The sequence below is a fragment of the Actinotalea ferrariae CF5-4 genome (genome assembly GCF_000603945.1).
GTDB lineage: Bacteria > Actinomycetota > Actinomycetes > Actinomycetales > Cellulomonadaceae > Actinotalea > Actinotalea ferrariae.
Map to the genome: position 1 here is coordinate 1 of NZ_AXCW01000430.1, position 1,796 is coordinate 1,796.

Below are 1,796 nucleotides of genomic sequence, written 5' to 3' on the forward strand. Positions count from 1 at the left end.
CATCACCACGAACCACGAAGAGCCCGTTTGGCGGGACGCCGGGTCGGGCTCGAGCGGTTGCTCGCAAACCGCTCCGTCGCTGACACGCGAAGACCGACCCGGCTACTTGGTGGACTCCCTGCTTCCGACTAATCAAGATCGGTGCCGAGCCGTGGGGGTCTCCCGTCACAAGTAAAGGTCCTCGCGCCTGCAGCCACACCGGCGGAATCCCGGCGTCGAGCGGTGGACCTCGCCCGCAATGGCCAGCACCTGGTCGCGAAGGTCGCGCCCGATCTGGGAATCAGCCAGTCGTGCCTTCGCCGGTGGATGGCTCAGGACGACGTCGACGCGGGCCGCGGGAGGGAGTCGCCGGGCAGGTGCCCGGCCTCGTGGGCGGCCCGCCCCGGTCGCCCGTCGAGGTACCAACGGGCATCCGCGACGACGGCCTCCGGGCGGCGGGCTGTCAGCCACGCGACGTCTACGACGGGCAGGGGCGGCTGGCGGGGCGACGTCGCGGGAAGCGGTTTGGGAGCAGTATCCGCAAGGGGGACCGCGCCGGGCGGCACGGTCCCCCTTGCGGTGCGGACTACACCTGGCGGGAGCGTGACGAGCGGCCCAGGAGGAACGCTGACGCGGCGACGAGCGCGGCGCCGAGGAGCGCGATGCCGACGCCGGGCAACCAGGCGCCCCCGGAGCCGCCGCGGCCCACATTCGAGACGCTCGCCCCCACCGCGTCCTCGGGAACGTCGACCGGGAGTGCCGCCACGTACTCGCTCCACTGCCGCGCCTTGATCCGGCGCAGCTCGGAGACGGCCACGTCGCCGCCCCCGACGAGCGCCGTGGCGGACGGGTTGAGCGCGCGGACCGTCGTCAGGTCCGGCGAGGCGCTGTAGAGCTCCTCGAACCTGCCGTCCGTGAGGATGACGCTCCCGGGGGCGACCGCAGCGAGAGCTGTGACTTCCTCCGGCAGGAACCCACCGAGGGCGGCGAACTCGCCCGTCTCGGTCACCTGGACGGTCGACGTCGGCCTGCTGTTCACGTACTCGACCGACAGGTAGAACGGCGCGGCATCACCAAGGTCCGCCTCCGTCAACGCGTCGCCCGAGCCGCCGTCCTCCGCGAGCTGCAGGTAGGCGTAGCGGACCGGGCTGCCGAACGTGGTCGCCGCCGCCTCGGCCTGCGCCTGCGCCAAGGGCGTCCCGGTCTTCCTCGAGCCGCTGGTGGTCCGCTGGTTCAGGTCGAGAACGTGGCGGTGGACGGCGCCGTCGGGCTCCAGAGCGCGCTTGACGGTGTCGGGCACGTGCCCGCGGTTCTCCGCCGCGGCCGCGGGACCGCCGACGACGGCCAAGAGGAGCACCGCGCAGGCGGCGGTGAGCAGCTGCCACTTCTTCATGTTCGTCCCCCTCTGTCAGTACGACGTGACCCAGTGCGTCGGCGTGTAGCTCGAGCCGAGCCCCGCCGTGCCTGCGGTGAACTGGTTGTACGTGATCCACTGACCACTCACGGCGGTCTCGCGGATGTGCGTGATGTACACGTCGTTGCCCTCGGTGCTGCCGATCACCGGCGCGATGTGCCCGACTGTGCCGGTCGACCACGCCACGCGGACGTTGAGCCCGCCCCCGCGCGTGGTCACGTCGCGGATGTGGCTGAAGCTCGGGGGGGACTGCAGGGGGTGATGGAAGACGGATGGCATCACCGGCGTCGGCTCTCACCCGAACGGCGGAAGCAGGAGAGGGGTGCTGGTCATTTCTTTCACAACTACCAAGTGCGGCATTTTGACTCCGGTTAACAGGGCGGATTCAATCGGTCGTCGCAAC

The 1,796-nt window shown here is 70.8% G+C and carries 2 protein-coding genes; both read right to left on the reverse strand.

All coding sequences use genetic code 11. The features are described 5' to 3' along the window. Nucleotides 1-565: 565 nt before the first annotated feature. Nucleotides 566-1,372, reverse strand: coding sequence for a hypothetical protein (locus N866_RS18515; RefSeq protein WP_034229539.1), 807 nt, complete (start codon nt 1,370-1,372; stop codon nt 566-568). Between the two features lie 15 nt (nt 1,373-1,387). Further along, nucleotides 1,388-1,612 carry a hypothetical protein gene (locus N866_RS18520; RefSeq protein ID WP_155855490.1) on the reverse strand — a complete coding sequence of 75 codons (225 nt, stop codon included), beginning with the start codon at nt 1,610-1,612 and terminating at the stop codon, nt 1,388-1,390. Between the last annotated feature and the right edge of the window lie 184 nt (nt 1,613-1,796).